Annotated in this window: 25 protein-coding genes; 10 read left to right on the plus strand and 15 right to left on the minus strand. The window is 74.9% G+C overall.

Annotated features, from left to right (window positions below):
• Positions 1-41: 41 nt before the first annotated feature.
• Positions 42-473, minus strand: coding sequence for a DUF2000 domain-containing protein (locus tag O2V63_RS07465; RefSeq protein WP_269166899.1), 432 nt, complete (start codon positions 471-473; stop codon positions 42-44).
• Between the two features lie 49 nt (positions 474-522).
• On the opposite strand from O2V63_RS07465, the gene O2V63_RS07470 reads away from it, so the two are divergent.
• Positions 523-1,323: an AraC family transcriptional regulator gene (locus O2V63_RS07470; protein ID WP_269166900.1), complete on the plus strand. Its 801-nt coding sequence runs from the start codon at positions 523-525 to the stop codon at positions 1,321-1,323.
• A gap of 76 nt (positions 1,324-1,399) precedes the next feature.
• Here O2V63_RS07470 and O2V63_RS07475 read toward each other — a convergent pair whose 3' ends face one another.
• From O2V63_RS07475 to O2V63_RS07500, 6 genes are all read right to left on the minus strand, one after another.
• A complete protein-coding gene (locus O2V63_RS07475) occupies positions 1,400-1,810 on the minus strand; it encodes a hypothetical protein (RefSeq protein WP_269166901.1) in 411 nt (136 codons plus the stop codon).
• The gene (locus O2V63_RS07480) at positions 1,807-1,950 is read right to left on the minus strand and encodes a hypothetical protein (RefSeq protein WP_269166902.1); all 144 of its coding nucleotides are present in this window, start codon (positions 1,948-1,950) and stop codon (positions 1,807-1,809) included. Before O2V63_RS07480 ends, O2V63_RS07475 begins: the two co-directional genes overlap by 4 nt.
• A gap of 1 nt (position 1,951) precedes the next feature.
• The gene (locus O2V63_RS07485) at positions 1,952-3,406 is read right to left on the minus strand and encodes a hypothetical protein (RefSeq protein WP_269166903.1); all 1,455 of its coding nucleotides are present in this window, start codon (positions 3,404-3,406) and stop codon (positions 1,952-1,954) included.
• Complete coding sequence (locus O2V63_RS07490) at positions 3,406-3,906, minus strand: SigE family RNA polymerase sigma factor (RefSeq protein WP_269165485.1); 501 nt, start codon at positions 3,904-3,906, stop codon at positions 3,406-3,408. The genes O2V63_RS07485 and O2V63_RS07490 overlap by 1 nt, the downstream gene beginning before the upstream one ends.
• A 103-nt stretch (positions 3,907-4,009) precedes the next feature.
• Complete coding sequence (locus tag O2V63_RS07495; protein WP_269166904.1) at positions 4,010-4,804, minus strand: hypothetical protein; 795 nt, start codon at positions 4,802-4,804, stop codon at positions 4,010-4,012.
• 121 nt (positions 4,805-4,925) lie between these two features.
• A complete protein-coding gene (locus tag O2V63_RS07500; RefSeq protein ID WP_269166905.1) occupies positions 4,926-6,359 on the minus strand; it encodes an MFS transporter in 1,434 nt (477 codons plus the stop codon).
• A 201-nt stretch (positions 6,360-6,560) separates the two neighbouring features.
• On the opposite strand from O2V63_RS07500, the gene O2V63_RS07505 reads away from it, so the two are divergent.
• Entirely contained in the window at positions 6,561-7,088 is a 528-nt protein-coding gene (locus O2V63_RS07505) for a DinB family protein (RefSeq protein WP_269166906.1), read from the plus strand.
• Positions 7,089-7,179: 91 nt separating this feature from the next.
• Here the strand turns inward: O2V63_RS07505 and O2V63_RS07510 are convergent, their stop codons facing one another.
• The 3 genes from O2V63_RS07510 to O2V63_RS07520 form a co-directional block, all read right to left on the minus strand.
• Entirely contained in the window at positions 7,180-8,046 is an 867-nt protein-coding gene (locus O2V63_RS07510; RefSeq protein WP_269166907.1) for a formate/nitrite transporter family protein, read from the minus strand.
• Positions 8,047-8,122: 76 nt separating this feature from the next.
• The gene (cynS, locus tag O2V63_RS07515) at positions 8,123-8,572 is read right to left on the minus strand and encodes a cyanase (protein ID WP_269166908.1); all 450 of its coding nucleotides are present in this window, start codon (positions 8,570-8,572) and stop codon (positions 8,123-8,125) included.
• A gap of 240 nt (positions 8,573-8,812) precedes the next feature.
• Positions 8,813-9,964: a uroporphyrinogen-III synthase gene (locus tag O2V63_RS07520; protein ID WP_269166909.1), complete on the minus strand. Its 1,152-nt coding sequence runs from the start codon at positions 9,962-9,964 to the stop codon at positions 8,813-8,815.
• A 138-nt stretch (positions 9,965-10,102) separates the two neighbouring features.
• Here O2V63_RS07520 and O2V63_RS07525 point away from each other — a divergent pair, with 138 nt between their 5' ends.
• The 5 genes from O2V63_RS07525 to O2V63_RS07545 all read left to right on the plus strand — a co-directional run bounded on the left by O2V63_RS07525 (position 10,103) and on the right by O2V63_RS07545 (position 13,135).
• Positions 10,103-10,597, plus strand: coding sequence for a PH domain-containing protein (locus O2V63_RS07525; RefSeq protein WP_269166910.1), 495 nt, complete (start codon positions 10,103-10,105; stop codon positions 10,595-10,597).
• Between the two features lie 242 nt (positions 10,598-10,839).
• A complete protein-coding gene (gene infC, locus O2V63_RS07530; RefSeq protein ID WP_269166911.1) occupies positions 10,840-11,508 on the plus strand; it encodes a translation initiation factor IF-3 in 669 nt (222 codons plus the stop codon).
• Between the two features lie 91 nt (positions 11,509-11,599).
• Positions 11,600-11,794 carry a 50S ribosomal protein L35 gene (gene rpmI, locus O2V63_RS07535; RefSeq protein ID WP_269166912.1) on the plus strand — a complete coding sequence of 65 codons (195 nt, stop codon included), beginning with the start codon at positions 11,600-11,602 and terminating at the stop codon, positions 11,792-11,794.
• A gap of 37 nt (positions 11,795-11,831) precedes the next feature.
• On the plus strand, positions 11,832-12,233 hold the full coding sequence (rplT, locus tag O2V63_RS07540) for a 50S ribosomal protein L20 (protein ID WP_269166913.1): 402 nt from the start codon (positions 11,832-11,834) through the stop codon (positions 12,231-12,233).
• A 98-nt stretch (positions 12,234-12,331) separates the two neighbouring features.
• On the plus strand, positions 12,332-13,135 hold the full coding sequence (locus O2V63_RS07545) for a TrmH family RNA methyltransferase (protein ID WP_269166914.1): 804 nt from the start codon (positions 12,332-12,334) through the stop codon (positions 13,133-13,135).
• Between the two features lie 13 nt (positions 13,136-13,148).
• Here O2V63_RS07545 and O2V63_RS07550 read toward each other — a convergent pair whose 3' ends face one another.
• Entirely contained in the window at positions 13,149-15,395 is a 2,247-nt protein-coding gene (locus tag O2V63_RS07550) for a diguanylate cyclase domain-containing protein (RefSeq protein ID WP_269166915.1), read from the minus strand.
• A 158-nt stretch (positions 15,396-15,553) separates the two neighbouring features.
• Here O2V63_RS07550 and pheS point away from each other — a divergent pair, with 158 nt between their 5' ends.
• Genes pheS through O2V63_RS07565 form a run of 3 tightly spaced genes read left to right on the plus strand, consistent with a single transcriptional unit; the run spans position 15,554 to position 19,891 of the window.
• Complete coding sequence (gene pheS / locus O2V63_RS07555; protein WP_269166916.1) at positions 15,554-16,621, plus strand: phenylalanine--tRNA ligase subunit alpha; 1,068 nt, start codon at positions 15,554-15,556, stop codon at positions 16,619-16,621.
• A complete protein-coding gene (pheT, locus tag O2V63_RS07560; protein WP_269166917.1) occupies positions 16,618-19,092 on the plus strand; it encodes a phenylalanine--tRNA ligase subunit beta in 2,475 nt (824 codons plus the stop codon). The genes pheS and pheT overlap by 4 nt, the downstream gene beginning before the upstream one ends.
• Complete coding sequence (locus O2V63_RS07565; RefSeq protein ID WP_269166918.1) at positions 19,085-19,891, plus strand: SDR family NAD(P)-dependent oxidoreductase; 807 nt, start codon at positions 19,085-19,087, stop codon at positions 19,889-19,891. The genes pheT and O2V63_RS07565 overlap by 8 nt, the downstream gene beginning before the upstream one ends.
• 66 nt (positions 19,892-19,957) lie before the next feature.
• Here the strand turns inward: O2V63_RS07565 and O2V63_RS07570 are convergent, their stop codons facing one another.
• The 4 genes from O2V63_RS07570 to O2V63_RS07585 form a co-directional block, all read right to left on the minus strand.
• The gene (locus O2V63_RS07570) at positions 19,958-20,278 is read right to left on the minus strand and encodes an STAS domain-containing protein (protein WP_269166919.1); all 321 of its coding nucleotides are present in this window, start codon (positions 20,276-20,278) and stop codon (positions 19,958-19,960) included.
• Between the two features lie 108 nt (positions 20,279-20,386).
• A complete protein-coding gene (locus O2V63_RS07575) occupies positions 20,387-20,746 on the minus strand; it encodes a glyoxalase superfamily protein (protein WP_269166920.1) in 360 nt (119 codons plus the stop codon).
• A gap of 105 nt (positions 20,747-20,851) precedes the next feature.
• A complete protein-coding gene (gene arr / locus O2V63_RS07580) occupies positions 20,852-21,310 on the minus strand; it encodes an NAD(+)--rifampin ADP-ribosyltransferase (RefSeq protein ID WP_269166921.1) in 459 nt (152 codons plus the stop codon).
• Between the two features lie 132 nt (positions 21,311-21,442).
• Positions 21,443-22,324, minus strand: coding sequence for a diacylglycerol/lipid kinase family protein (locus tag O2V63_RS07585; protein WP_269166922.1), 882 nt, complete (start codon positions 22,322-22,324; stop codon positions 21,443-21,445).
• Positions 22,325-22,422 lie beyond the last annotated feature (98 nt).

Raw genomic sequence — 22,422 nt, forward strand, 5'->3', positions numbered from 1 at the left:
CACCACTCGCTCGCTCGCGGCGGGACCCTGCATCGGGGCCGTCAGGGGTGCATGCGGGCGCCCTTCATCACCTTGTCAACGGCGTTCTTCGGGCCGTGCACGGCGAGGCCCACCAGGCCCAGGTCGGCGCCGGCGACCGCGCGGACCGCGGCCCGGTTCTGCACGTCACCCGGTGTGCTGAAGAGCTCCGCGGTGAAGACGGCGGGGGTCAGCGACCGCTCCAGCGCCCGGGTGCGGGCGGTGCGCAGCAGCTCGCCCGGCCCGGCGAGCACGAGCACCGGCTGGCGCAGCATCGGCAGGTAGCCGGTGTCGTCGGCGTCCGCATAGGGCTCGCCCACCAGTTCCGGCCCGGTCGCGGTGATGCCGCTGACCAGGAAGGCGGTGACGTTCAGCGACTGCCACGGGGCGAGGTCCTCGCGCAGCAGGACGGCGATCTTGGTGGCCCAGCGGGGCGCCTCGGCGGGGGTGTCCATGCTGCTCAGCGTCGGGCCCCGCCGTCCGCGGGTCTTGTACGTTCCCGACGTGAGCGAGGTGGTCGCCTGGCGGCCGGACGTGCCCGGCCTGACCGAGGTCTTCCACGCCCACTTCACCGACCACGTCTACCCCTCGCACACCCACGAGGCCTGGACGCTGCTGCTGGTCGACGACGGGGTGGTCCGCTACGACCTGGACCGGCACGCGCACGGCGCCTCCCGTGCGGAGGTCACGCTGCTGCCGCCGGGCGTGCCGCACGACGGCCGGTCGCAGTCGCCCGACGGGTTCCGCAAGCGGGTGCTCTACCTGGCCGCCGACACCCTCGGCGCCGACCGTGTCGGGGTGGCCGTCGACCAGCCGGGGTTCGACGACGACGCACTGCGCACCCGGCTCTCCGCGCTGCACGCCGCGCTGCGCCCCGGTGGCGACGCACTGGAGGCGCAGAGCCGGTGGGCCTTCGTGCGGGAGCGGCTGGTCCAGCACCTGGACCGCGCCGTGACCACTCCGCCGGGGGCGCGGGACGAGGCCCTGGCCGACCGGGTGCGCGACCTGCTGGACGCCCGGGTGGCCGAAGGGCTGGCGCTGGACGAGGCGGCAGCGCTGTTCGGCGTCTCCGCCACCCACGTCGTGCGGGCGTTCACCCGGCGGCACGGGCTGCCGCCGCACCGCTACCTGACCGGACGGCGCATCGACCTGGCCCGGCGGCTGCTGCTGGACGGGATGCCGGCCGCCGAGGTGGCCGGCGCGGCCGGGTTCGCCGACCAGTCGCACCTGACCCGGCACTTCCGGCGGATGATCGCGACGACGCCGGCGGCCTATGCGCGGTCCGCGACGCGCTCCGCCGGCTGACGCTCCGCCCGGACCGCGACGCCGCGGAGGAGGAGCACCCGGATCAGGCGAGGCGCTTGGGGCAGGGAGTCCACGGTCACGGAGCCGGGACCGTGGCCGTCGCCTCGAGCGGCCCGCCGCACTCCGCGCTGCCGCCGACCCTGACCCAGTCGAGGTCCAGCTCGGCCCGGCCGAGCGCGGCAACGTCCGTAGCGAGCACGGTGACCGTGACGGACTCCGGCGCGCCCATCAAGGGCACGGACGCCGCGGCACCGGCCAGGTGGACGGTGACCGCGTCCGGTTCCTCGTCGGACGGGGTCATCGGCACCGGGCCGCACGGCGACGGGCACTCGATCCGGACGGCGCCGGCAGCGGGCCAGCCCTCGGCTAGCTCGACGACGAGCCCGTTGCTCCAGCCGATCGCCGGGCAGGCCAGTTCCCCGCCCCCGCGCGTCGCGAGCAGCAGGAGGGCCACCACCCCGAGCACGAAGGCGACGAGGCCCTTCACGGCGCCGCGGCCAGGGCCGGGAGCGCCTCCACCGGCCGCAGCGGCGGCGGACGACGGCGGCGCGCGGCGGTCCCGCGGGACCGGGCCTCCTCGGCCAGCTGGCGGGCGGCGATCACGGAGGCCGGCTCCGGCGTCGCCACGTCAGTTCCCGCCCGACGGGGTCGCGTCGAGCGACTCCATGTCGGCGTGCCCCATCGGCTCGGTGCGGCCCAGCGACGTCCCGTCGGGCGCCAGGAACTCCACGGCCGTCAGGTCCTCGAACGGTTGCAGCACCGCGACACCGCCGACCAGCGGCTGCGCGGTCGCCTGGGAGCCGGTGCCGTCGACCAGCAACGCGGTGGTGGCCGCCGACGGACCGACGAGAACCAGGCTGTCGACCGGCTCGGTGCCCTCGAGGAACGGCGTGCTGCACTCCACCGCGAACAGCTGCTCGGCCAGCGGTGGAGCAGCCGGGCGGAGATCGGTCCCGCACCAGGTGCTGACGACGGACCCGTCGGGCAGGTCCCGGCCGAGGAGCGCCGTCAGGTACACCGCACCCGAGGGCAGGGTGGCGCCGAGCAGCTGCACCCGCGCCGTCTGCCCGCTCGGGGCGGGGACGTCGCCGGCCCAGACGACGCTGAAGGCGACGTCGTCCGGGGACAGCCCGGTGCTCGTCAGCGCGTCGTCGACGCCTCGGTCGAGGACGGCATCGGCACCGGTCGCTCCCGTCGTTCCGCGCAGCCACTCGATCGGCACCTCCGGCGTCGTCCGGGACCAGTCCGAGCGGTGCGTCGTGGGCATGGCGGTGACCACCTCGGCGCCGTCCCGCACCACCCGGAAGCGCAGTGCCTCGGCATAGGTGCCCGACGCGGGGGGCAGCGCCAGCACCGCCACGCCGTCCGGCGCGTCGACGGGCTCGAACTCGCGGCTGACCGTGCCGTCGGCGGCCACCAGCGGGCGCTCGGACACCTGGATCTCGTCGCCCGGTGCGGCGACGACCACCAGCGCTCCCGTCGAGGCGTCCGAGAGCGCCAGCGACATGGTGGTGTCCACCCCGCCCGACAGGCCGGCAGGCTGGAGCTGGTCCGCGGTGGCGCCGGGCGGGCCGGTGAACCAGGCCGCGGCCAGGCCGGAGCCGACGGGCGGCTCGGGCTGGATCGTGTCCTGCCCGAGCACCAGTGCCCAGCGCCCGCCGGTCACGTCGCCGGCGAAGACCACCTGCCGGCTGTCCAGCGGCGGCTCGGTCGCGGCCGTGGGCCGGTTCGGGTCGTCTGCCTCGGTCCAGCTGAGCCGGCGCGCACCGTCGACGAACGCAGCATCGCCGGCCAGCGAGCCGCGGGCCGGGCCGGCCAGGACGTCGACCGCCGCGGCCGCGGACTCCCGGCCCGCCGCGTCGGCGCCGATCGCGGTGGCCGGCTCGGCCGACGGGCCGTCCAGGACGGTCGAGGTCAGCACGACGAGGCCGGTCACCGCGGCGGCCACCGCCGCCGTCCCGATGTTCTGCCGACGCTGGGTGCGGTGCCGGGCCACGACCACCTGGGCCAGCTGCTCGCGCGGACGGGGCGCGGTGCGCTCGGCCAGCCGGGCCAGTCGTTCCTGGAGCTCGACGTCGTCCATCACGCACCCTCCTCGGCGTGGGTCAGCACGGGGTCGGCCAGCGCCGCGCGCAGCCGCTGCAGGCCGCGCGCCGTCTGGGTGTTCACGGTGCTGGGGGAGCAGCCCATCGCCTCGGCGGCCTGCTGCTCGGAGAGGTCGGCGTAGTAGCGCAGCACGACGGCGGTGCGCATCCGCGGGGGCAGTGACCGCAGCGCGGCGCGGAGCTCCTCGTCGGTGTCCGGGGCGACCGTGGGGTCGGCCCGGTCGGGCAGCGCCTCGACGACCTGCTCGGTGGTCGACAGCCGCCGTCGCCAGCTGGTGTGGGTGGTGACCAGCACCCGCCGCACGTACGCCGTCGGCTCGCCGGAGCGGGTGATCCGGCCCCAGTGCCGGTAGGTCTTCAGCAGGGCTGTCTGCACCAGGTCCTCCGCATGGCCGCGGTCACCGGCGAGCAGCACGGCCAGCCGCAGCAGGCCGGGCTGTTCCCGGGACACGAAGTCCTCGAAGCCCGCGCCGTCCACGCCGTCCGTCCCCTTCCGCCGGTCTCTCACCCCTCTACACGCGGTGAGCGGCACAGCAGACCCACAGCGCCGATCACGAGGTGATCACGATGCGGCGCACGGTTCAGGCGGGCGGCAGCTCGAGGTCGGCGAGCGCGGTGGTGACGTCGTCCTCCCGGACGAAGTCCAGTGCCAGCAGCCGGTGCACGAGCACCCCGCGGCGGGTCAGCCGCAGGTCGGTCGGGCGCAGCCTGGGCCGGACGGCGCCGGGCCGGGAGACGACCGGTGCGGGGTCGAGCAGCCCGCTGCGCTGCAGGTCCGTGACGTCCTCCCGGGCTCCCCAGGCCCGCCAGCCACGGGGTACGTCCTCCAGCGCGCCCAGCGGCAGCGGGGCGCGGTCGCGCCGGCCGACGGCAGCCAGGAACACCAGCTGCCGCCAGCTGCACGACTCGGCCAGCTGCAGCGCCCGGGCGGCCAGCGCCACGTCGATGTCGGGGGAGACGACGACCTCGGCGACCAGGTAGCCGAGGTGCCGGACCCGGCGTTCCTCGGTGGTCTCCCGGGCGGCCTGGACGACGTCCTCGACCAGCCGCTCGGCGGCCGACCGGGCCGCGGTGCTCACGCTGAAGAAGCCGTCGCTGCGCACCGCGCGGCCCTGGTGGGCGCGGGTGACCGACAGCTCGGCGGCGAAGGCGAGGGCGGCGCCGGCCCGCGCACGTTCCCAGGTCAGCGGCAGCTCGGCGGCCGAGGTGGCGGCGTCGCGGAGGCAGGCGGCCAGCCGGTCGTCCAGCCGCAGCGGGCTGGACCCGGGCTCGAAGAGCAGCCCGGCGACGGCCCGGGTCATCGACCCGGCGACCAGCTCCCCGGTCTCGACCAGGTCCCGGCCGGGCACGCGCTCATCGCCGATGGAGTCCCTCACGCGGTGATCATGGCCCGCCGCGCCCGGTGACGCACCTGGCGCGGGCCCCGTCTCACCACGGCGGGGCAGCGCACGGCCGCCCCGCACCCGGGGCGGGTGCGGGGCGGCCGGGGACGATCGGTCAGACGCCGGCCTGCTGCATCAGGGTGCCGCGGCGCAGGTAGACGAACCAGGTCACCGCCACGCAGGCGATGTAGAAGCCGCAGAACGCGCCGAGGGCGGTCACCACGCTGCCGGTGGCGAGGTAGGACTCCGACACGATCCGCGGGATGAACACCGCCCCCAGCGCACCGACCGCGGAGATGATCCCGACGGCGGCGGCGGTGTCCCGCCGCGCCCGGTAGAGGACCTGCGCGGGGGAGTCCGTGGACCGCGACGCGGCCGCCTCGGCCCGGTAGATGATCGGGATCATCCGGTAGGTCGACCCGTTGGTCATGCCCACGACGGCGAACAGCACCAGGAAGCTGGCCAGGAACCCGCCGAAGCTCCCCGCCCCGAGCGCGGCGATGGCGGCGCCGATCGCCACGGCCTGGCCGATGAACGTCACGATCGTGACCTTCGCACCGCCCACCCGGTCGGCGAGCCACCCGCCGAAGGGCCGGGACAGGGAGCCGACCAGCGGCCCGAGGAAGGCGTAGCGGTAGGTGTCGGCGGCGAACTCGTTGGCCAGCACCAGCGGAAACGCCCCGGAGAAGCCGATGAAGGAGCCGAACGCGCCGATGTAGAGGAAGGACATGATCCAGGTCTGCTTGCGCCGAGCGATGGCCGCCTGGTCGGCGATGTTGGCCTTCGCCCCGGACAGGTTGTGCATCCCGAACCAGGCCCCGGCGATCGCCAGGACGATGAACGGCACCCAGATCAGGGCCACGTTCTGCACGTACCGGGCGTCACCGCCGGCCGTCGTCCCCGTGCTCCCGCCGATCACCGCGATGGTGCCGGCGGTGACGGCGAGCGGGCCGACGAGCTGGATGATCGCCACGCCGATGTTGCCGCCGGCGGCGTTCAGGCCGAGCGCGAAGCCCTTCTCCTTGTCCGGGTAGAAGAAGGAGATGTTGGCCATCGAGGAGGCGAAGTTGCCGCCGCCGAAGCCGCAGGTGATCGCGGTGAGCACCCAGAACCAGTAGGGCTGGCCGGTCGTCGCGGCGACCACGAGCATCGTCACCGGCACCAGCAGCAGCGCCGCGCTGACGACCGTCCAGTTCCGGCCACCGACCAGGGCCGGCATGAAGGTGTAGGGCACCCGCATGATCGCGCCGACCAGGCCGGCGGTGGCGACCAGCCAGAACAGCTGGTCGCTGGTGAAGCCGTAGCCGATCGAGGCCAGCACGGCGGTGGCGACGCTGAACATCTGCCAGACGCTGAACCCGATGTTCTCCGCGAGCACCGACCACACCAGGTTCCGGCGGGCGACCGGCTTGCCCTGCGGTGAGGCCCAGAACGCCGGGTCCTCCGGGGCGTAGTCGTCGATCCACCGGCCGCCCCGGGTTGCGGGGGATGGATCGGCGGGAGGGGCGGCAGTGGGTGCGCCCGGGCGGTGGAGCTGGGTCTCGGTCATGAGGTCATCCCTGGTCAGCGGCCGGTCGGCGGGGCGCCCGCCCGGCTGGGACGGCGCCGGGGACGACGCTAGGAACGGGGCGTTTCCACCCGACCGCAGCGGCGTGACCGGTGCGGTACATGCCCCGCACGGGCTGCCGGACGACGCTGTGAGGCCCGGGAAGCCCCCGGTGCGGGGCGGGTGGTCCTACCGTCCAGGGGCATGACGGACCGACTCGTGCTGCCCGTGCTGCTCCGCGGCTGGGACGAGGCACGCGGACGACTGGACCAGCGGCTGACCGGGCTGGACGACGCCGAGTACCTCGACGAGCCGGTGGACGGCGCCTGGTCGGTGCGCCGCGGGGACGACGGCGGCTGGACCGCGGACTGGGTCCACCCGGCCCCCGACCCGGCGCCGGTCACCACGATCGCCTGGCGGCTGTGGCACCTGGCCTCGGACTGCTTCGCCGACTACCTCGCCCGGACGCCGTCCGGGCGGCCGTTGGCGGTGACCGGCCGGGAGTGGCAGGGCGACGCGGCCTCCGCGCTGCGGGACCTGGACACGGCCGCGACCGCCTTCCGCACGGCGATGACCGGCCTGGGGGAGGAGGGGATGTGGCGGCCCCTCGGACCGGACTGGGGGCCCTACGCCGACGCCGGCTGGGCCGACCTGCTGGTGCACGCCACCGACGAGCTGGCCCACCACGGTGCGGAGATCGCCCTGCTCCGTGACCTCTACCGCTGGCGCTGACGCCGGCCCTGGACCGACGACGAGGCGACCCCCCGCGGAGAGGGACCGCCTCGTCGTCGTGCCGGGAGCGCCGCCGGCGCCGGGGGAGGGTTCAGCGGGACCCGACGGTCGTGGTGTCGGCCGGTACGACGAGCTCCGGCGGGACGACGATGGCGTTGCGGGTCGCCGCGGTGCGGGCGTGGGTGGCGTAGAGGGTCAGCCCGACGAAGGTCACCCCGCCCACCAGGTTGCCCAGCACGGTCGGGATCTCGTTCCAGATGACGTAGTCGGAGACGGAGAAGTCGCCGCCGAGGATCAGGCCGGAGGGGAACAGGAACATGTTCACGACCGAGTGCTCGAAGCCCATGTAGAAGAACACCAGGATCGGCATCCACATGGCCACGACCTTGCCGGTGACCGACGTCGACATCATCGCGGCGACGACTCCGGTGGAGACCATCCAGTTGCACAGCACCGCGCGCAGGAACAGCGTGAGCATCCCGGCGGCGCCGAACTCGGCGTACCCGAGCGTCCGGCCCTCGCCGATCGAGCCGATGGCCTGCCCGACCTCGTTGGGGGGCATGGCGAAGCCGTAGGTGAAGATCACCGCCATCATCACCGCGACGGTGAACGCCCCGCCGAAGTTGCCGAGGAAGACCAGCCCCCAGTTGCGGAGCATGCCGCGCACGGTCACGCCCGGCCGCTTGTCGAACAGCGCCAGCGGCACCAGGGTGAACACCCCGGTCAGCAGGTCGAAGCCCAGCAGGTAGAGCAGGCAGAAGCCGACCGGGAAGAGCAGCGCGCCGACGATGGGCTGGCCGGTCTGCACGGTGACGGTGACGGCGAAGGCCGCCGCCAGCGCCAGGATGGCCCCGGCCATGAACGCCCGGATCAACGTGTCGCGGGTGGCCATGAAGACCTTCGCCTCGCCCGCGTCGATCATCTTGGTGGTGAAGTCCTTGGGGCTCAGGTAGGACATGAGGTGCTCCTCGGCTGTGCGGAAGGGGTGGCCGGGCACGCGGGCGTCGCGGCGCGTGGCGGTGCGGGGACTCCGGTCACCACCGGTAGTCCAGGAACTTCCCGTCGAAGGTGACGACGACCCGGTCGCCGTCCGGGTCGGGCCGGCGGGCGATGTCGACGCGGAAGTTGATCGCGCTCATGATCCCGTCGCCGAACTCCTCGTGGATCAGCTCCTTGAGCGCCGGCCCGTAGACCGAGAGCGCCTCGTGGAAGCGGTAGACCGTGGGGTCGGTCAGGGTGGCCGGGTCGGCGCCGCGGGAGGGCTGCAGGCGCAGGCTCTCCTCGACGCTCTCGTCCAGCCCCAGCAGCTGGCAGGCGCACCGTGCCTGCTCCGGGGTCATCGGGTGCTGGCCCAGCAGGGCGGCGGTGGTCCAGACGACCGGCGCGCCGATCTCCTCGGCGAGCTGGGCCCAGGTCAGGCCACGCCTGATCCGGGCGGCGACCACCAGGGCTGCGGCGTCGGACTTCGGGAGGACGGGGGTCATCGAGCTCCTCGGGTGCGGTCGGCCGGGTCGTCCGGCCGGGCAACGCGAACGCTAGGGAGGAGCCGTTTCGGGACGGACGCGGCGACGTGACCCGCACGGAACAACGGCCGCACCGGCCCGGGGGCACCGGTGTGAGGGCCAGGACACGCGTTCGACCCCGCCGGTCAGCGACGTGCCGGCCCGGCCGGCCGGGCGGTCCAGGAGGTCCAGCCGGCGAGGTGGTTCAGACGGCGGGGTGGTTCAGACGGCGAGGCGGTAGCCGCGCTTGACCACGGTCTGCACCACCGGCGCGCCCAGGGCGGCGCGCAGCCGGGTCACGGCCATCTCCACGGCGTGCGCGTCGCCGCCACCGGAGAGCTCGCTCAGCAGGTCGGCGCGGGAGACGACGACGCCGGGACGCCGGGCCAGGGCACGCAGCACCGCCATCGGTCCCGGTGCCAGCTCCACCAGCCGGCCGTCCAGGACGACGGCGTGCCCACGGACCTGCAGGCTGTGCGGACCGGAGTGCAGCACCGGGTGCCGGGCCGGCAGCTCGGAGACGACCGAGCGGGCCAGCGCACCGAGCCGGGCCCGCTCGGGCTGGACGGACCGGACGCCGGCCGCCTCGAGCGGAGCGGCGGTGACCGGGCCGACGGCGACCGGGAGCACGGCGTCGGTGAGGGCACTGAGGACGCCGGCGTACACGCCCTCCTCCTCGGCCACCTGCAGCAGGCTGGCGGCGGCCGGTGCGCTGGTGAAGGTGACTGCGTCGACGGCGCGCGCGGCGATCACCGCGACCAGGCGGCGCAGCGGAGCGGTGTCCTCGGGCAGCACCCAGCGGTAGACCGGCACCTTGACCACCTCGGCGCCGGCCCGCACCAGCCCGGCGACCAGCTCGGGCAGTGGGTCGCCGTGCAGCTGGACGGCGATCCGGCGGCCGGGCAGCGGGCCCTCGGCCCCGGACAGCAGGTGCGACAGCACCTCGGCCGAGCTCTCCGACTCCGGTGACCAGGCGTCGACCAGGCCGGCCCCGCGGATCGCGCCGCGGGCCTTCGGTCCACGGGCCAGCACCCGGGCGGTGGCCAGGTGCTCGCGCAGCGGCAGGTCCCAGGCCTCGGCGGCCTCCAGCCAGCCGCGGAAACCGACCCCGGTGGTGGCCACGACCAGGTCGACCGGTGCGGCCAGCACCTCCCGGGTGGCGGTGACCAGGTCGGCGTCGTCGGACAGCGGCACGATCCGGATCGCCGGGGCGTACAGCACCCGGGCGCCCCGGCGGTCCAGCAGGGCGCCCAGCTCCTCGCTGCGGCGGGCCGCGGTGACCGCGACCGTGTAGCCGGCCAGCGGCAGCAGGTCCGGGACCGGGGGCTCTCCGGCAGGGCTGGCCACGGGGTGGTCGAGCTGGCTGTCGGTCACCCGTCCATGGTGCGTCCTCGGTGTTCCATCCGTGTGACGTGCAGCCCCAGACCCCGGACGTCCGGGGCCCGGTGGGCGGCGGCGCCGTCCCCACCTGCACGTCTGCGCCGCGCCCGCTGGAGCGGGCAGGATGGTGACGTGCCCGCCCATCCCGCGCCCTCCCCGGTCTCCGCCGTCCCGCGCCGACTGCGGGTGATCACTGCGCTGATGGCGGCCGGCCTGGTGCTCGTGATGAGCGTGGTCGCCGTCCTGCTGAAGGAGTCGACCACCGGCGTGGTGTCCTTCCGGACCTCCGACCAGATCGCCATGGTGGGGCTGGGCATCGCGATGGGGGCCGGGGTGATGCTGCTGGGCCGGTCCCGGGTGGACGCCGACGCCGACGGCGTGCGGATCCGCAACGTCGTCATCAACCACGAGGTGCCCTGGTCGGCGGTGCGCGCGGTCCGCTTCGACCAGCACTCGCCGTGGGCGAGCCTGCTGTTGGGCAACGACGACGAGGTGGCCATCGGCGCCGTCCAGGCAGCCGACGGGGAGCGGGCGCTGACCGCCGTCCGGGGGCTCCGGGCGCTGCTCGCCGACCACCAGGCGCGGAACCCGGCGCCGCAGGAGGAGCTGCTGTACCCCCGGGAATGACGGCGGGGGCCCGGGCGCTGTACTGTGGGCGTGCCTCCCCCCGCTACATCGAGGCGCGAGAACCACAGCGGCCGCGGTCTGCAGAGACCGTTGCCGCTGACCAAAGAGGAGCCCGCTCCCACCTGGCGCCGTACAGGCGCCCAGGTCCCCGGTTCGCGCAGGTCGGCCCCGGTCGGCTCGCGCGGCCGCACGAGCACCCCCGCCCCGGGGTGCCCGCTGCGGTGAACCGGCGAGTGGGCCCCGTGAGCACCAGCTCACGGGGCCTTTCTGCGTCGGAGCCCGGGACGGGTGCGACTCCTCCCCGCAGCAGCAGAGGAGAGGCCATCACCGAGCCCCGCATCAACGACCGTATCCGCGTTCCCGAGGTCCGCCTGGTCGGACCGGAGGGCGAGCAGGTCGGCATCGTGCCGATCGGCGAGGCGCTGCGCCTGGCCCAGGACTCCGAGCTCGACCTGGTCGAGGTCGCGCCCATGGCCCGGCCTCCCGTCGTCAAGCTCATGGACTACGGGAAGTTCAAGTACGAAGCCGCGCAGAAGGCCCGTGAGGCCCGGCGGAACCAGGCGCTCACCGTCATCAAGGAGATGCGGCTGCGCCTCAAGATCGACCCGCACGACTACGAGACCAAGAAGGGCCACGTCGAGCGCTTCCTCAAGGGCGGCGACAAGGTCAAGATCACCGTGATGTTCCGCGGTCGCGAGCAGTCCCGCCCGGAGATGGGCTACAAGCTGCTGCAGCGACTGGCCGGGGACGTGTCCGAGCTGGGGATCGTCGAGTCGAACCCCAAGCAGGACGGCCGGAACATGGTCATGGTGATCGCGCCGCACCGGAACCAGGCGGCGACCGACGACGCTCGGCGCTCCGCCAAGGCCGAGAAGCAGGCGGCATCCGGCGAGCAGGCCCCCCCGGCCTGAGCCGGGAGAGGGCCCCGCACCACCGAGACGGCCCGCGCCGGGAGCAGCACCCTGCTCCCGGCGCGGACAGACACGCAGACGAGGACGAGACATGCCGAAGAACAAGACCCACAAGGGCGCGGCCAAGCGCATCCGCGTCACGGGCACCGGGAAGCTGGTGCGTGAGCACACGAACAACCAGCACAAGTTCGAGCACAAGTCCTCGAGCCGGAAGCGCCGGATCAGCGGCACCGAGGTCCTCTCCCCGGCGGACAACAGCCGGATGAAGAAGCTCCTCGGTCTCTGACCGTCCCCTTCCGTAACCAGCAGACAGGAGCTCTCACGTGGCACGCGTGAAGCGGGCGGTCAACGCCCAGAAGAAGCGTCGTACGACCCTCGAGGCAGCCAGCGGTTACCGCGGCCAGCGCTCGCGGCTGTACCGCAAGGCCAAGGAGCAGATCCTCCACTCGGCCACCTACAACTACCGCGACCGCAAGGTCCGCAAGGGTGACTTCCGCAAGCTGTGGATCACCCGGATCAACGCCGCGGCCCGGCAGAACGACATGACCTACAACCGGTTCATGCAGGGCCTCAAGCTGGCCGACATCGAGCTGGACCGTCGCGTCCTGGCCGAGCTCGCCGTGAACGAGCCCGCCACCTTCGCCACCCTGGTGGAGTCCGCCCGGGCCGCGCTCGCCGCGAACCCCGAGGCGGCCGGCACCCAGGCCCCCACCCAGGCCGCCTGAGCACCCCGTACCACCTGACGACGCCGTCGCCGGTGGGTCCCCGTGACCCACTGGTGACGGCGTCGTCGTCTGTGCCCGCCCGCCGAGAGGAACCACCGTTGCCCGACTTGCTGACCGAGCGCTCGGCGCGGATCGCCACCGCCCGCAAGCTCACCCGGCGCAGTGGCCGGGACGACGCCGGTGCCTTCCTCGCCGAGGGGCGGCAGGCGGTCAGCGAGGCGCTGGCCGAGGCCCAGGACGACCCGGGCGCCGTCCTCGAGCTGTTCGTCACCGAGGCCGCGGCGGCCGCCCACCGCGACCTGCTGGCCGCCGCCCGGGTGCCGGTGCACGTGGCCACCGACCGGGCGGTCGCCTCGCTGTCGGAGACGGTGACGCCGCAGGGGCTGGTCGCCGTCTGCGCCCTGCGCGACGTGCCGGCCGAGACGCTGGTGGCCGATCCGCCGCGGCTGGCGGTGGCCCTGGCCGAGCTCGCCGACCCCGGGAACGCCGGCACCGTGCTGCGCACCGCCGACGCCTGCGGCGCCCGCACCGTGGTCTTCGGCGCCGGCTCCGCCGACCCCTACAACGGCAAGGTGGTGCGCAGCAGCGCCGGCAGCCTGTTCCACGTCGACGTCGTGCGCAGCGCACCGCTGGCCGAGCTCGTGCCGCAGGTGCAGGCGGTCGGGATGACCGTGCTGGCCGCCGACGGCGGGGGAGAGGTGGCCCTGGACGCCGCCGCGCAGGAGGGGCTGCTGGCCGGGCCGGTGCTGTGGCTGTTCGGCAACGAGGCCCGCGGACTGGACCCGGCGCTGGGCGCGCTCGCCGACGCGCGGGTGCGCATCCCGATGCGCGGCCGGGCGGAGAGCCTCAACCTCTCGGTGGCCGCCTCGATCTGCCTCTACGCCACCCAGCTCGCCCCGTAGCTCAGGCGGTGGCTCAGGCGGTGGCCGGGTGCTTGCTGGCGTACATCCGGGCATCGGCCCGGTGCAGCAGCGGGCCGAAGTCGGCGCCGTCGTCCGGGTGCACGCTGATCCCGACGCTGGCCTGCACATGCACGCTCTGCGAACACAGCACCACCGGCTCGGTCACCGCCGCCCGCAGCTGCGCGGCCACCTCACCGGCCTCGCGGGCCGCCGTCGCCGGGTCCAGCCCCAGCAGCCCGACGAGGAACTCGTCGCCACCGAGCCGGGCCAGCAGGTCACCGCGGCGCAGCCGGCCCCGCAGCCGGTCGGCGATCACCTGCAGCAGCTCGTCCCCGGCCTTGTGGCCCAGGGCGTCGTTGACCGCCTTGAAGCCGTCGAGGTCGAGGAAGAGCAACGCCACCGCCGACCCGTCGAGCCGGGCCTGCCACAGCGCGGACTCCATCCGCTCCTCGAAGCGGCGCCGGTTGGGCAGCGCGGTGAGCGGGTCGGTGTAGGCGAGCTCCTCGATCTGGGCGAGGTGCTGGCGCGTGCGGTCGCGCTCACGGAGCAGCTCCCGCTCCGCGGTCACCCGGCCGGTCACGTCGGTCTGCACGCCGATGTACTGGACGACGTCGCCGGCGGCGTCGAGCACCGGGGCCAGGTGGATCTCGTTCCACCACGGCTCCCGGTCCGGCCCGCGGTGGTTGAGCAGCGTGGCCCGGAACTCCGCGCCCTCCCGGATGGCCTGGCGCATGCGGTCCACCGTGCCCGGGTCGGTGTCCGAGCCCTGGAGGAAGCGGCAGTTGCGGCCCAGCACCTCCCCGGCCTCCAGGCCGGCGAGCTGCTCGAAGGCGGCGTTGACGTACACCAGTGGCTGGTCCGGCGCCGTCATGTCCGCGATCGTGACCCCGCTGGTCGTCGCCGCCAGGGCGCGCTGCAGGAGCACCTCGTCCGGCGTGAGGCCGGCGGCGTCCGCGGCGGCCGGGGCAGCCGTCGGGACGGCGACGTCCGGCACCGTCTCCACCGGGAGCGGCTCGGCGGCGACCCGCGCGACCAGGGAGACCCCGGCGCGCTCGACCGTCCGCCGGTCGTAGGTGAGGGCGTACTCGTAGCGGCGCTGCATGTCCGGGCCGCCGTCGCCGAGGTCCCGGGCCAGCAGCGCGGCACTGAAGTGCGGGCTGAGCACGACCACGTCCCACTCCCCGCGCACGGGGTCGGCCGGCGCGAGGTGGGCGCCGCGCACCCCGGGCAGCGGCTCGACCGGCAGGTCGGCACCGAGCGCGCACACGAAGCCGGTGCGGGCGACCAGGTCCCGGTAGCGGAGCCCGGTCGCGGGGGTGAAGTGCCGGGCCTCCTGGAAGGTGGCGGCGACCACGCAGGTCTCACCGAGCCGCATGGCCTGGCGCTCCAGGTGCTTGCTCAGTTCGATGAGCAGCGCCTTCGGTGCGGTGCGCAGCTTCGTCCCGTCCGGCAGGCAGCTGAACGGGGAGGTCTCCGCGTTGCCGGCCGCGCCGCTCGTGCCGGGCAGCTCCAGCCGGCCGACCGCCCGGTCCGGCACCGCGGTGGCGCCCGGCCGGCCGAAGTGCCAGCCCTGCCCGAGGCTGGCGCCCAGCGCGCACGCCATCGCCAGGTGGGCCTCGTCCTCGATCCCCTCGGCCAGGATGAGCGCCCCGGTGCGCTCGGCGTAGCCGTTGACCGCGTTCATGATCTCGGCGACCGCTGGGCCGGGCCGCTGCTGGACCAGGCGCAGGTCGAGCTTGACCACGTCGGGACGCAGCAGCGGCATGAAGGCCAGGGACATCGACTCGGCCCCGACGTCGTCCAGGGCGATGCCCCAGCCCACCTCACGGACCCGTTCCACGGCGCGCAGCAGGTCCGCCGGGCGGGTGGCCAGCGCCCGCTCGGTGATCTCCACGACGACCCGCAACCCCGCCGGGGCGGTGGTGGCGATGGCCAGCAGCTCCTCCAGCGGCGCAGACTCCAGAACCTGCGGCTCGACGTTGACGAACACCGTCAGCGGCGGGCCGAGCTCCGCGGCGACCGCGCCGCGCAGCGCGGCGGACCGGCACAGTGCGTCCAGCTCGGCGAGCCGGCCGGCCGACCGGGCGGCGGCGAAGAGGGCGTCGGGGGTGTGCAGCGGTCCCTGGGGACCGCGGGCGAGCGCCTCGTAGGCGACGACGCGGCCGGAGTCCAGCTCGACGATGGGCTGGTACAGGCTGTGCACGCTGCCGGACGCGAGCACCGCGTCGATCGTCGCGACAGGGGCGTGGGTCGAGGTCACGAGCGGGGGATCGGCGCGGGCGGGCCCGAAGCCACCTGCTCTGGGTCGCGGTACCACCCCTGCGGGTGAGCCCCGGCCCGTCGGCCGGGCCCGCCGCCATGGCCGTGGCGCGCGACCCGGACGCGCCGAGCGGGTGCGTCCGGGCAGAATGGCCTCCCGTGTCTGGCGCCAACGACCCCTATGACCCCAAGCAGGTCGCCGCGCTGTCCGCGGAGGCCCTCGACGCGGCGGTGCAGGCAGCGATCGATGCCTTCGCCGCCGCCGGTGACCTGGAGGCGCTGGCCGCCGTCCGCCCCGCGCACCTGGGCGATCGCGCGCCGGTGCTGCTGGCCCGCCGCGAGCTCGGCGCGCTGCCCCCACACGCCCGCTCGGACGCCGGCAAGCGGGTCAACGCCGCCCGCGTCGCGGTCACCGAGGCCCACGCCGCCCGGCTGGCGGTGCTGGAGGCCGAGCGGGACGAGCGGGTCCTGCGCCAGGAGCGCGTCGACGTCACGCTGCCCTGGGACCGTGCCCTGCCCGGCGCCCGGCACCCGCTCACCACGCTGACCGACCGCATCTCCGACGTCTTCGTCGGGATGGGCTACGAGATCGCCGAGGGCCCGGAGCTCGAGGCCGAGTGGCTGAACTTCGACGCGCTGAACACCGGCCCGGACCACCCGGCGCGGTCGCTGGCCGACACCTTCTTCGTCGCGCCCGAGGACTCCGGCCTGGTGCTGCGCACGCACACCAGCCCGGTGCAGGCGCGCACGATGCTCGAGCGCCGGCCGCCGATCTACGTGGTGGCGCCCGGCCGGGTCTACCGCACCGACGAGCTGGACGCCACGCACACCCCGGTCTTCCACCAGGTCGAGGGCCTCGCCGTCGACCGCGGCCTGACCATGGCCCACCTGCGCGGCACCCTGGACCACCTGGCCCGCCAGCTGTTCGGCGCCGACGCGCTGACCCGGTGGCGGCCGCACTTCTTCCCCTTCACCGAGCCGTCGGCGGAGTTCGACGTCTGGTTCCCCGAGCACCGGGACGGGCCGCGCTGGGTGGAGTGGGGCGGCTGCGGGATGGTCAACCCCCGGGTCCTGGTCGCCTGCGGCATCGATCCCGAGGAGTACACCGGCTTCGCCTTCGGGATGGGCATCGAGCGGGCGCTGCAGTTCCGCTCCGGGGTCGGCGACATGCGCGACATCGTCGAGGGCGACGTCCGCTTCACGAGTGCGTTCGGAGTTGAGCAGTGAAGGTCCCCGTCAGCTGGCTGAGCGAGCACGTCGACATCCCCGCCGGGACGACGGTCGAGGAGCTGGACGAGGCGTTCGTCCGGCTCGGCTTCGAGGTCGAGGAGGTGCTCCGGCCACCGGTCACCACCGGCCCGCTCGTGGTCGGCCGGGTGCTGGAGATCGAGGAGCTCACCGGCTTCAAGAAGCCGATCCGGTACTGCCAGGTCGACGTGGGGGAGGAGGATCCCCGGGGCATCGTCTGCGGCGCCCGCAACTTCGCCGTCGGCGACCTGGTCGTCGCGGCGCTGCCCGGTGCGGTGCTGCCCGGGGACTTCGCCATCGCCGCCCGGACGACCTACGACCACGTCTCCGACGGGATGATCTGCTCGGTCCGCGAGCTGGGCATCGGGGAGGACCACGCCGGCATCCTGGTGCTCGGGCAGGAGGGCTTCACCCCCGGGACGCCGGCCGCCGGTGTCCTCGGTCTGGACGAGGTCGTCTTCGACCTCGAGGTGACCCCCGACCGCGGCTACGCGATGAGCCTGCGGGGCATCGCCCGCGACCTGGCGGGGGCGCTCGCCGTTGACTGGCGCGACCCGGCCGCCCTCACGCCGCCGGCGTGGTCCGGTGAGCCCGGTTGGGCCGTCGAGGTGGCCGACCCGGGCCGCTGCGACCGCTTCTCCATGGTGGCGATGGAGGGCCTGGACGCGACCGCGCCCAGCCCGTGGGAGCTGCGCCGGCGGCTGGCCCAGTGCGGCATCCGCAGCATCTCCCTCGCCGTCGACGTCACGAACTTCGTGATGCTCGAGCTCGGCCAGCCGATGCACGCCTTCGACCGCGACACCGTCACCGGGCCGATCACGGTGCGCCGGGCGGCCGACGGCGAGCGGCTGACCACGCTGGACGGCGTCGACCGGGCGCTCACCGGCGACGACCTGCTGATCGCCGACGAGTCCGGGCCGATCGGGCTGGCCGGGGTGATGGGCGGCGCCTCGACCGAGATCGGCTCGACCACCACCGCGGTGCTGCTGGAGGCCGCGCACTGGGAGCCGGCCGGCATCGGGCGCGGGGTGCGCCGGCACAAGCTGCCCAGCGAGGCGGCCAAGCGCTTCGAGCGGGGCACCGACCCCGACGTCACCGTCGTGGCGCTCGCCCGGGCCGCCGCGCTGCTGGCCCAGCACGGCGGCGCGCACGTCGTCGGTGCACCCGTCGACCTCGACGTGCGCGGCCCGCGCCCGGTGATCGCGCTGGACGCCGGCCGGCCCGGCCGGATCGCCGGCGTCGAGTACCCGCCGTCGCAGGTGGTGGAGGTGCTGCAGGCGATCGGTGCGACCGTCGACGGGGACGGCCAGCAGCTGCAGGTCACGCCGCCGTCCTGGCGCGGTGACCTCACCGACCCGGCCGACCTGGTCGAGGAGGTCGTCCGCTACCTGGGCTTCGACGAGATCCCCTCCGTGCTGCCGACCGCGCCGCCGGGGCGCGGGCTCACCGAGCGCCAGCGCCGCCGGCGCAGCATCGGCCGCGCCCTCGCCGACGCCGGCTACGTCGAGGCGCCGTCCTACCCGTTCGTGGGAGAGGCGCAGCTGGACGCCCTCGGCCTGCCCGCGGACGACGCCCGGCGGTCGCTGATCACGCTGCGCAACCCGCTGTCGGAGGAGGCCCCGGCGATGCGGACGACGCTGCTCCCCGGGCTGCTCGCCACCCTCGCCCGCAACCTGGCCCGCGGGCAGCGCGACGTCGCCGTCTTCGAGCACGGTGCGGTCTTCCCGGGCGGCCCGCGCACCCAGGCCCCGGTGCCCGGGGTCGACCGGCGCCCCGACGACGACGTCCTGGCGGCGCTGCTCGGCGCGGTCCCCGAGCAGCCCTGGCACGTGGGCGTGGTGCTGGCCGGGAACCTCGAACCCCGCGGATGGTGGGGGCCGGGCCGCCCGGGCACCTGGGCCGACGCCGTGCAGGCGGCGCGCACCGTGGCCGCCGCGGCCGGTGTCGAGCTGACCGTGCGGGCCGGTGAGCTGGCGCCCTGGCACCCGGGCCGCTGCGCGGAGCTGCTCGTCGGCGACGGCGCCGAGGCGACGGTCGTCGGCCACGCCGGCGAGCTGCACCCGCGGGTCTGCGCGGCGCTCGACCTCCCCGCGCGCACCTGCGCCATGGAGCTCGACGTCGACGCCCTGCCCGCCGCGCCGGTGGCCGTCGGGCCGCACGTCTCGACCTTCCCGCCGGTGCTGGTCGACCTGGCGCTGGTCGTCGCCGACGCCGTCCCGGCCGCCGACGTCGAGGCGGCACTGCGGGACGGGGCGGGTGAGCTGCTGGAGGTGCTGCGGCTCTTCGACGTCTACACCGGCGCCCCGGTGCCGGCCGGGTCGCGGTCGCTGGCGTACGCGCTGACGCTGCGCGCGCCGGACCGGACACTGACCGGCGAGGAGGCGAACGCGGCGCGCGACGCCGCGATCGCGCTGGCCGTGGAGCGGACCGGGGCGGTGCTCCGTGCGTGATCTGACGGGCACGGTCTCGCTGGTCACCGGGGCGTCGGCCGGCATCGGCCGGTACCTGGCGCAGGGGCTGGCCGAGCGCGGCGCGACCGTGGCCGGGCTGGCCCGCTCGGCCGACCGGCTGCACGGGGCGATGGCCGAGGTCGCCGACGCCACCGGGACCCGCACCCTGGCGGTGGCCGCCGACGTCACGGACCCCGACGCGGTGCAGGCCGCGGTCACCCAGGTGACCGCGGAGCTCGGGCCGGTCACCCTGCTGGTCAACAACGCCGGCCTCATCGACGCCGCCGAGGTGCCGCTGTGGGAGGCCGACCCCGACCAGTGGTGGCAGGTCGTGGAGAGCCAGGTGCGGGGGCCGTTCCTGGTCTCCCGCGCCGTCGTGCCCGGGATGATCGCCGCCGGCGGTGGCCGGGTGATCGGGCTGGCCAGCGGTCTGGGCACCCGGGGGAGCGACGTCTACAGCGCCTACTCGGCCGGCAAGACCGCGCAGATGCGGATCACCGAGGCGATCGACCTGGCCGGCGCGGCGCACGGGGTGCACGCGTTCGACCTGGCGCCGGGCGTGATCGACACCGAGATGACCCGGGCGATGCCGATGCACGCCGGGCGCACCGAGTGGACCCGCCCGGAGGACGTGGTGGCCCTGGCCCTGGCGATCGCCGCCGGTGAGCTGGACCAGTGGTCGGGGCGGTTCTTCCGGGCCGGCGCCGACGACCTCGACCTGCTGCGCGCCACCGCCCCCGAGGGCACCGCCCGCCAGCTGCGCCTGCGGCCGTACGGAGCCGACGACCCGGTCGGCTGAGCCACCGCGGTGGCCGAGGCGGTCAGCCGACCGCGGGGCCGAGACGGTCAGCGGTGGCCGCCGCGGTCAGCAGACCGCGGCGAAGAGCACGGCGGCGCCGGTGACCTCGAGCATCCGGCGGACCAGGGGGGAGGGCCGGCGGAGCTCGGGCAGCTCTCCCGCCCGGCGGGCCTGCTCGGTCTCCCGCACCAGCAGCCGCAACGCCCGGCCGTCCAGGAAGGTGGCCGCCGAGAGGTCGACGGCGCCCGCCCCGGGGGTACGCGGCCCGCCGGCGTCCCAGGCCTCGACCACCAGGCTGTCGACCTCCCCGCACAACCGGAGCACGGTCACGCCGTCCTCCTCGACCAGGTCGATCCCGCCGGACGGCTGCTGCTGGACCTCGTGCATGGCGGTGTTCCTCCCCTGCCCGGCGTCGTTCGCCGGGCACGGGGGACTCTGCACCGCCCTGCTGACAGAACGCCCTCAGCAGTCCGAGGACCGGCTGTGCGGCGACCGTCAGGAGGCCGGTTCCTCGACGACCCAGATCGTGTTGCCGTCGGGGTCGCGAACCGCGAACAGCAGCGGCGCGCCGGGCACCCGGGTCGGGGCCGGGTCGAGGTCGACGTCCCCGCGGGCGGCGAGCCGACGGTGCTCGGCGAGCACGTCGGTCGACTCGACCCCGACCGAGCCGCCGCCGGGGGAGCCGCCCATCGGCGGGTTCAGCGCCAGCCGGGCGGAGGAGCCGGGCGGGGCGACCTCCAGCCATCGGTCCGCGCCGTCCTCGCCGAAGCGCTCGTCGCCGCGGACCTCGAAGCCGAGCACGTCGGTGTAGAAGGCCCGGGCGGCGTCCTGGTCGCTGACGGAGAACATCGTCACGGCGAGCTGGGTCAGTGTGGTGGTCTGTGCTGGGTCTGCGTCATGCCCGTCAGACCCGTGGCGACCGCCGAACTCATCGATGGGCGGCCGGCCCCCGGGGAACAGTCAGTCCTCGATGAGGTCCCGGCCCTGCTCTCGCAGCAGTGCCAGGTGGTCCAGCATCCCCTGGAGCGCCTCCGGGTCGTGCCCTTGCCAGCTGTCCAGCTCGCTGACGACGCGCAGCGGGTGGCGGGTCCGGTAGGACCGGGTGGGGTTGCCCGGGAACCGCTTGTCGGTCACGTTCGGGTCGTCCTCGAACGGGCCCAGTGGCTCCACCACGTAGATGCGTCCCGGCTCCCCGCCGCCGGCGAGTGCAGCCGCCAGCTCCGCGCCCCAGGCGGCGGTGTCCACGAGCGCGGTGAAGTAGACGTGGTGGGACACCCGCCCCTCCTGGAAGTTCGAGCCGTGGCCGGGGACCAGCTCCACACCGGCCGCCAGGGCTGCCCTGGTCCCGTGGAAGAAGGGGCCCTGGACGTGCCCGCAGCTGTCGTAGGTCGCGGGGACGGGGAGGCTGCTCGCGTCCATGGCCGGATCTCCTCGGGATCGTCTCGGTCGGCTGCCGAGCTGCGGCACCAGCCGGACCACCCTGTCGCAGATCGGCCCGCCCGCGGGTGACGTCTCCTCTTCGGGACCTGGGACCCCCGCCCGTCCCGCGCGTCAGAACACGGTGGCCAGCGCCTTCGGGGCGATGTCCACGGTGACCCGCGTGTCGGCTTCGAGCTCCACCAGCTCACCGTCCAGCTGCAGCGGCATGGGCACCAGCGTGGTGAAGGCGTAGTGGGTCGCGCTCGGCTGCCGGCCCAGACCTCGGGTCGCGGCGCGCAGCGCGGTGCCCAGGACCCGCAGCTTGCCGGTCCGTCGCTGGGCGATCACCTCGAACCGGCCGTCGTCGGGCCGAGCGCCCTCGCTCAGCGTGGCCACCTTCGCCATCTGGGCGATGTTGGCGAAGAGCAGGCTGTCGATGGTGCGTTCCTCGCCGTCCTCCAGGCGGATCGGGAATGGCCGGAAGCGGGTGAAGCCGCGGAGCACCGAGAGCGCCTCCCGCCACGACCCCTTGCCGCCCTTCTCGATGTCGACCGCGATCACCGGGGTGAGCCCGGCGCCGATGTAGGAGTGGGCGTACCGCACCTCGGCGTCGCTGCCGCTGCCGAGCGTGAGCCGCAGCAGGTCGATCCGCTGGACGTCGCCGGCCACGATCGCGTCGGCCAGGTGGTGCTCGCGCGTCGTCCGGCGGTGGTCGTTGGCGTTGCCGGCCGCCCGCACCGCGCAGACGGCGTCCGGGTTGCCGGCCTGCATGACGCCGTCGACGACCTCGTTGTAACCGCCGTCCCCGCTGACCGAGACCAGCAGCGGCCTCCCCGTGGCGGCGGCCTCGCGGGCCAGCTCGCGGGCGTGACCGGCGCGCTGGGTCGGGCAGAGCTCCACGGGGACGGCGGGGAGCCGCGCGGCCAGCTCGGCATGCAGCTCCTCGGCCGACTCCGGTGCCGCGCCGGTGCTGTGCGGGTTGTAGATGACGACGATCCGGTCGAACGCGCTCACAGGTGGGGGCCTCCTCGGCATGGGTGGGCTCGACTGCCCGTTCGCTCCCTGCCCGGATACGCGGTCGGGCACGCACCGGCCCACCAGAGACTGCACAG

Source organism: Modestobacter sp. VKM Ac-2977 (genome assembly GCF_026968045.1).
GTDB lineage: Bacteria > Actinomycetota > Actinomycetes > Mycobacteriales > Geodermatophilaceae > Modestobacter.

Coding starts and splice junctions, on each gene's coding strand:
- O2V63_RS07465 (WP_269166899.1), bottom strand. CDS start 473: ATGGACACCCCCGCCGAGGCGCCCCGCTGGGCCACCAAGATCGCCGTC.
- O2V63_RS07485 (WP_269166903.1), bottom strand. CDS start 3,406: ATGGACGACGTCGAGCTCCAGGAACGACTGGCCCGGCTGGCCGAGCGC.
- O2V63_RS07500 (WP_269166905.1), bottom strand. CDS start 6,359: ATGACCGAGACCCAGCTCCACCGCCCGGGCGCACCCACTGCCGCCCCT.
- O2V63_RS07505 (WP_269166906.1), top strand. CDS start 6,561: ATGACGGACCGACTCGTGCTGCCCGTGCTGCTCCGCGGCTGGGACGAG.
- O2V63_RS07510 (WP_269166907.1), bottom strand. CDS start 8,046: ATGTCCTACCTGAGCCCCAAGGACTTCACCACCAAGATGATCGACGCG.
- cynS (WP_269166908.1), bottom strand. CDS start 8,572: ATGACCCCCGTCCTCCCGAAGTCCGACGCCGCAGCCCTGGTGGTCGCC.
- rpmI (WP_269166912.1), top strand. CDS start 11,600: ATGCCGAAGAACAAGACCCACAAGGGCGCGGCCAAGCGCATCCGCGTC.
- O2V63_RS07570 (WP_269166919.1), bottom strand. CDS start 20,278: ATGCACGAGGTCCAGCAGCAGCCGTCCGGCGGGATCGACCTGGTCGAG.
- arr (WP_269166921.1), bottom strand. CDS start 21,310: ATGGACGCGAGCAGCCTCCCCGTCCCCGCGACCTACGACAGCTGCGGG.